This is a genomic window from Leptothoe sp. PORK10 BA2 (assembly GCF_034932105.1).
In the GTDB taxonomy this organism is placed as follows: domain Bacteria; phylum Cyanobacteriota; class Cyanobacteriia; order Phormidesmidales; family Phormidesmidaceae; genus Leptothoe.
The window spans coordinates 1-6,436 of the sequence record NZ_JAYGIG010000093.1; the positions used below are offsets into that span (position 1 = coordinate 1).

Consider the following 6,436-nt stretch of genomic DNA (forward strand, 5'->3'; position numbering starts at 1 on the left):
ATGTTCTGCCGTATTCGCGGTTACCTATCCACTCTACGCAAACAGGGGCATAACGTTCTGGATGCCCTCATGGGATTGTTCTCTGGAAACCCTATAACTCTCCTACCCCAGCCTGAGTAGTTACGATTCACCCTCGCTTTCAAACACCTTGGCTAGCAGGCTTAGTTATTACCGTGCTGGCGCTGTTTCTGTTGATTCTCTCTAGCTTTAGTGAGAGTATCGGTGCGGTGATGGGAAGTCTGATCAGCTCCATTGGTGTCATGGTTTCTTTTTACTATGGTATGACCGGGTTGGCCTGCGCTTACTACTACCGAAAAGTGTTGTTTACGGATCGGAAAACGCTGTTCATGAAGGGCATTTGGCCCGTCGGTTCGGCTATTTTTCTGCTCATTTTGGCCGCTCTTCAGATTCCCTCTCTCGGGTGGTCGGTGTCGCTGTTTACGCTGGGTGCGATCGCAATCGGTTGTCTGCCCATGGTGTATTTCCGACGCAAATACTCCAGCTCCTTTTACTTTGAACCCGCCGAGTCGTACGATCCTCCGTCTATTGGGGGTGTACGTCCCTTAGAGCGGGTTTAGATACTTAATCAAAAATCGAACGGATGGTCTCTAGGAGAGATTCGTAAGAATCCATAGGAGCTGCGCTCCGTCCAGAGCAGTGTAGGATTTACTCCGCATTGACGATGGACGGAGCGCAGCGCTTTAGAGATGACGCCCACGCGGGGGCTCAGGTTTTCCCGCTCAAGCTGGTAGGCCCTAACGTAGCGAAGCTGTGATTTGGGGCAATTTAGCTTTTTTGCATCATGTGGCTAGTTGCGTGCGCAGGTACCTATTCAACCCTGGTTTACGGCCATTGGGCACACACCTCTCTCATTGCCTCAAGGCATAACGACAGCGTCTTCTGACCACCCAGACGAGCGAGTGTGTCTTTTAGGTCTGGAAGATTACCGAGAAAGTGTTGGCGATCTCGATAGGCCAACGTGTCTAAGCATTGAGCAAAGCAAGTGATATCAACTTGCATTTCTTCTAAGCGCAGCAGAAAGCCTTGCCAGGCTGAGGCACTGTGGTACTTATCACCAAATTGTTCTATTAGGCTGAAAGCGTTTTTCAGCAGCTCCGGTGGCAGCCGTTTCGCCAGTCCACTCAGGGCCCTAGCGCGGTCGGATTCAGCGCTAATCTGCCGGGTCACCTCCAGCGCCTCCGGCAGGAGCTCCGGTGGTAGCTGTTTCGCCAGTGCACTCAGGGCCCTGGCGCGGTCGGATTCAGAGCTAATCTGCCGGGTCACCTCCAGCGCCTCCGGCAGGAGGTCCGGTGGCAGCCGTTTCGCCAGTTCACTCAGGGCCCAGGCGCGGGACCATTCATCGCTAATCTGCCGGGTCACCTCCAGCGCCTCTGGCATGAGCTCCGGCAGCCGTTTCGCCAGTTCACTCAGGGCCCAGGCGCGGGAGTATTCATCGCTAATCTGCCGGGTCACCTCCAGCGCCTCCGGCAGCAGCTCCGGCAGCTGTTTCGCCAGTTCACTCAGGGCACTGGCGCGGTCGGATTCAGCGCTAATCTGCCGGGTCACCTCCAGCGCCTCCGGCAGCAGCTCCGGTGGCAGCCGTTTCGCCAGTTCAATCAGGGCCCTGGCGCGGGAGAATTCAGAGCTAATCTGCCGGGTCACGTCCAGTGCCTCCGGCAGGAGCTCCGGCAGCCATTTCGCCAGTTCACTCAGGGCTCTGGCGCGGTAGAATTCAGAGCTAATATGCCGGGTCATGTCCAGAGCCTCCGGCAGCAGCTCCGGTGGCAGCCGTTTCGCCAGTTCAATCAGGGCCCTGGCGCGGTTGGATTCATCGCTAATCTGCCGGGTCACCTCCAGCGCCTCCGGTAGGAGCTCCGGTTGCAGCAGTTTCGCCAGTTCACTCAGGGCCCTGGCGCGGTAGTATTCATCGCTAATCTGCCGGGTCACCTCCAGCGCCTCCGGCAGGAGCTCCGGCAGCCGTTTCGCCAGTTCACTCAGGGCCCTGGCGCGGTCGGATTCATCGCTAATCTGCCGGGTCACATCCAGCGCCTCCGGCAGGAGCTCCGGTGGCAGCCGTTTCGCCAGTTCACTCAGGGCCCTGGCGCGGGACCATTCAGCGCTAATCTGCCGGGTCACCTCCAGCGCCTCCGGCAGGAGCTCTGGTGGCAGCTGTTTCGCCAGTTCACTCAGGGCCCTGGCGCGGGACCATTCAGCGCTAATCTGCCGGGTCACCTCCAGCGCCTCCGGCAGGAGCTCCGGCAGCCGTTTCGCCAGTTCACTCAGGGCCGAGGCGCGTTTGGATTCATCGCTAATCTGCCGGGTCACCTCCAGCGCCTCCGGCAGGAGCTCCGGCAGCCGTTGTGCCAGTTCCCTCAGGGCCCTGGCGCGTTCGGATTCAGAGCTAATCTGCCGGGTCACCTCCAGCGCCTCCGGCAGCAGCTCCGGTGGCAGCAGTTTCGCCAGTTCACTCAGGGCCCTGGCGCGGGAGGATTCATCGCTAATCTGCCGGGTCACCTCCAGCGCCTCCGGCAGCAGCTCCGGCAGCCGTTTTGCCAGTTCACTCAGGGCCCTGGCGCGTTCGGATTCAGAGCTAATCTGCCGGGTCACCTCCAGCGCCTCCGGCAGGAGCTCCGGCAGCCGTTTTGCCAGTTCACTTAGGGCCGAAGCGCGGGAGGATTCATCGCGAATCTGCCGGATCACCTCCAGCGCCTCCGGCAGGAGCTCCGGTGGCAGCAGGTTCGCCAGTTCACTCAGGGCCTCGGCGCGGTCGAATTCATCGCGAATCTGCCGGGTCACGTCCAGCGCCTCCGGCAGGAGCTCCGGTGGCAGCAGGTTCGCCAGTTCACTCAGGGCCCTGGCGCGGTACAAGAATCCACCACCATAATCCCTGTCGCTACCGTAGCGATCCTGGATCTGGCGAATAGCCAACAGTACATCTGGCCAATGGGCCGGAAACCTTGTCGCCAGTTTACTCAGCACAAACGACCGGTAGGCCGCATCATTGATTTGATGGATTGTCTTCAGCACCTCAGGGAGCAAGGACTCTGGCATGTAAGGTACGAGTGCGGAAATGCACTCGGCCCGCTGCCAAGGATCTTGGGTTTGTTGCGCATAGGCTAATCCCTGGGCAGGCTGCCAGATCTGGTGCTTAACCAGGGCACCCATCAATTCTGCGGGCACATTGCTGGCCAGACTGTTGAGAGAGGTGCGAATTAGAGCGTAGCGAAAGAGCAGGGCCAACGTGATCTCCGGGTCAGCCTCATACCGCTTTTCAGCCGCCCCCCAGGCCCGAGCTAAGTCGTTTACAAAGCCAGCTGGTTTGCCAATCGCATCACAGGCGTCATACCAGCCATTGCGACCGGCCTCATTGGTCTCCCGCAGCAGTTGATGTACTGCATCAGGGCGTTTAGCCTGCTCCATGTGCCAGGTGAGAAAGGCATAAATATAGCCATCATCGGCTAGCGTATGCCACTGGCCGTTTTGAGTCTTAGCCCGGTAGCGCTCTAGCAGCTGGTCGTGGGCTTCGGCTTTGGTGAGCCCCAACCCTGGTAAGTCTCCCTCTCGGGCTGGGTGAGGTGGGCTGGTTAAGAGCCGTTGAGCCAGGTCATGCATGAGATCGTGCAGCCGATAGGTATGTTGGTTACCCGATTGTTTAGCCCCCGGCAGCATCAATGCCTTGGCACTGAACAGGCGCAAAATCGCCCCAGCCTGGCGAGGGGTGACCTGCCACAAGGTTGTGGCCATCTCTTGGGTTAAGTTCACGTCTTCTGGCACAATGCCTAGCCAAGCAAACTGGCGCAGCTGCTCGGCAGAAAGCTGCTTCAGACTGAGGTTAAAACAGGCCAGCAGGCTGTACTTACGCCGCTTAGCATCGTTGGGAATGTCCTCTTGGCTGTAAATATCCAAGGTTTCTAGTCGCACCACCTCAGCCTGAAAGTCTTCGAAGAGTTCGGCCCAGCTCACCCCTTCTTCAATTTGGGTGGCGGCCAGCTCTAGAGCCAAGGGCAGATAGCCCACCCGGTTGGCAAAGGCCAGGGCTTGTTGGGTTTCTTCTTCCCGCAGGGGCTCGGATAGCTTTTGGGTCATCAGGGCCAGCGCCTGCCTTTCGCTCATCACATCCAGGTCGTAGCGGTGGGCGTCTGGGATGCGGGCTTCGCGGGTGGTGACCAGCACACAGCAGTCGTTACCGCCAACCCGAAAGGGTTCCAGGTGCTCTGGGTGCCAGACGTCATCTACCACCAGCAGGGCTTTCTTGTCGTACAGCAGCGTGCGCAGGTGACCTGACGCCGACTCGATGGCCGTGGGCTTAGAGTCGGTATCGCCCAGGGCCTGAATCCAGCCGCTGAGCAGGGGCAGCAGGTCAGGGCTTTGGCCCAGGGTGGCCCAGAGAATACCGTCAGAGAACCGAGCTTGAATGGCCGCCTCATGAGCTAGTTTGGCCGCCAGCACCGATTTACCAATGCCCCCCAGCCCATAGATGGCACTGACCACCAGGGTGCCAAACACCTTCGGATCAGTAGAGAGCAGGCAGTCTCTCACCGCCTGCTGGTACTCGGGTCGCTCCACAAAGTGCTTTGGCAATGGCGGCATCTGTAGGGGCATGTCAAACCGCTTTCTGGGTTGAGGGGTAGGGCTGGTAGGCTTTGTCCCGCCGCTGGTCAACAGAATAGATCCGCTAGTGCTGTGGCAGCGAAAGCCTTGGATTTGTCCCTTCAGGGCCTGCTCCAATCGAGCCGTGAGGGAATGGTTGGTGACCTCGCCAGTGTCAGAGTTGTGAGGGTCGAGCCCGGCCAGCAGCGCCTCCGTCAGCACGCTATAGGCAGCCCCTGGGTTTTGATACGAGGCTTCAAAGTCGCGGGACGAGGTAATGAAGTAGCGATCGCGCACTTTGCCCGTTGGCGCCGATGTCACTGAGTTAAAGTTGAGCAAACTGCCGCTGTTGCAGCAGTCGAGCCAGATAATCTGCTGCTTGACTTCGCTTTGCTCAAGCTGAGATCTCAGCCATTGCAGCTCCACGCCTAGGTCGTCGTCTGGGTTGGCATCGGTTGGGGCCAGATAGCCATCAGCATCGTTCAAACTGCTTTGCCACCCGTGCCCTGAGAAATACAGCAGTGCGGTATCGGGCATCTGAGTTTTGGTTTTGGGGTTGAAGAGCTGGGCGATCGCCTCTCGCAACTGTTTTCGCGTTACCTGCCTGCTGGGACTAACTTGAGCAGCGTCGTCTTTAAATACTTCTGGCAGACGGCGCACCGTATTGAAATGCCCATGCTTTTCTAGAATCTGAGCGATGGCTTCTGCATCAGCGGCTGGGGAGTTTAGATTACCCAACTGGCTATGGCGGTACTGATTGATTCCAATGATTAGAGCATCCCGACTCATGGATTAGCCAGTATTCTAGAGAACAGATTCGTCCCCATCAGTATGGCTTGTCTCCTGGCTGATGCACCACCTATCAAAGGCCCCCATGACCCAACTAGCTCCAATCACCCTCGATGATGGCACCGTCATTTACATCGAAGCGACCGGCAATGTAAACGATATTCCCGCAGACACCACTCGTTCTTCTGGAGAGGCCACCCGCACCGCTAAAGGAGCCAGCGAGCAAGTCGCTCGAAGTTTTGAGGCGATGCAGGGCACCATTCGCGCCTACACCAGTTACACCCTCAATGCGTTCAGACAGATGGCCGGGGCTAACGTCGATAAGGTGACGCTCGAATTTGGGATGAAAGTAGCGGGAGAAGCTGGGGTGCCCTACGTCACCAAAGGCACAGCTGACGCCAACCTCAAAATTACAGTGGAGTGTTCATTCCCCAAACAAAGCTGAGGCTCCAGGGCTTAGGAGTAGCCCTGGAGCAGACCGCAGAGTTGCCCGCGCCGCAACCCCGCCATGATTGAAACTAAGCCTCAAAGCGATTCCTAAGGCTATCAGCGAACGACGGACTTAGTCCGAGCATCCAGCGCATCGAGACGAGCTTCCTGGATGTTGTCTACAGCTTTGGTGCGAGCATCCAATGCATTCAACCGCTCAGCCTGAATATCTTCAACGGCTTTGGTCTGGTTGTTTAGGTGCTCAATGCGGAGCTTGTTGACATTATATGATTTCCGTGGCTAATATAGAACGAGCGCTCGATATAAGTTCATGCCCAAAGTTGTTGACTCTGAAGAATATCGTAAAGAGCTTCTGCATAGAAGTTTCGATCTGTTTGCTAGTAGGGGGTATGCCAGTGTTACGACACGCCAGATCTCTAAGGAGCTAGGCATCTCTACCGGAGCGATGTATCACTATTTCTCCAGCAAACAAGTGCTATTTGGTAACTACTCAGGCTTAAAAAATTAGAGAGTTTTCCCAGGTTACAGAGATTATCAGCTAGCGTAATCCAAATATAGGAATTGGTAACCTCCTTGAGCAAGCCCAAGGGTCGCATCAAACTCAGTG

General features: G+C 57.2%; 3 protein-coding genes and 1 pseudogene. 3 read left to right on the top strand and 1 reads right to left on the bottom strand.

What is annotated here, in order from left to right:
• The first annotated feature begins 173 nt into the window (after window positions 1-173).
• Entirely contained in the window at window positions 174-578 is a 405-nt protein-coding gene (locus VB741_RS14480; protein WP_323365894.1) for a hypothetical protein, read from the top strand.
• 265 nt (window positions 579-843) lie between these two features.
• Here the strand turns inward: VB741_RS14480 and VB741_RS14485 are convergent, their stop codons facing one another.
• Window positions 844-5,379 (bottom strand): NB-ARC domain-containing protein, encoded by a 4,536-nt coding sequence (locus tag VB741_RS14485; RefSeq protein WP_323365895.1) that lies wholly within the window; start codon window positions 5,377-5,379, stop codon window positions 844-846.
• Between the two features lie 85 nt (window positions 5,380-5,464).
• Between VB741_RS14485 and VB741_RS14490 the strand changes: the two genes are divergently transcribed.
• Window positions 5,465-5,824: a CU044_2847 family protein gene (locus VB741_RS14490; protein ID WP_323365896.1), complete on the top strand. Its 360-nt coding sequence runs from the start codon at window positions 5,465-5,467 to the stop codon at window positions 5,822-5,824.
• A 315-nt stretch (window positions 5,825-6,139) separates the two neighbouring features.
• Window positions 6,140-6,310: pseudogene (locus VB741_RS14495) on the top strand (TetR/AcrR family transcriptional regulator); the annotation flags it as partial.
• Between the last annotated feature and the right edge of the window lie 126 nt (window positions 6,311-6,436).

Bases quoted from the DNA above. Each gene is read 5' to 3' on its own strand.
- VB741_RS14485 (WP_323365895.1), bottom strand. From the start codon at position 5,379: ATGAGTCGGGATGCTCTAATCATTGGAATCAATCAGTACCGCCATAGC.
- VB741_RS14490 (WP_323365896.1), top strand. From the start codon at position 5,465: ATGACCCAACTAGCTCCAATCACCCTCGATGATGGCACCGTCATTTAC.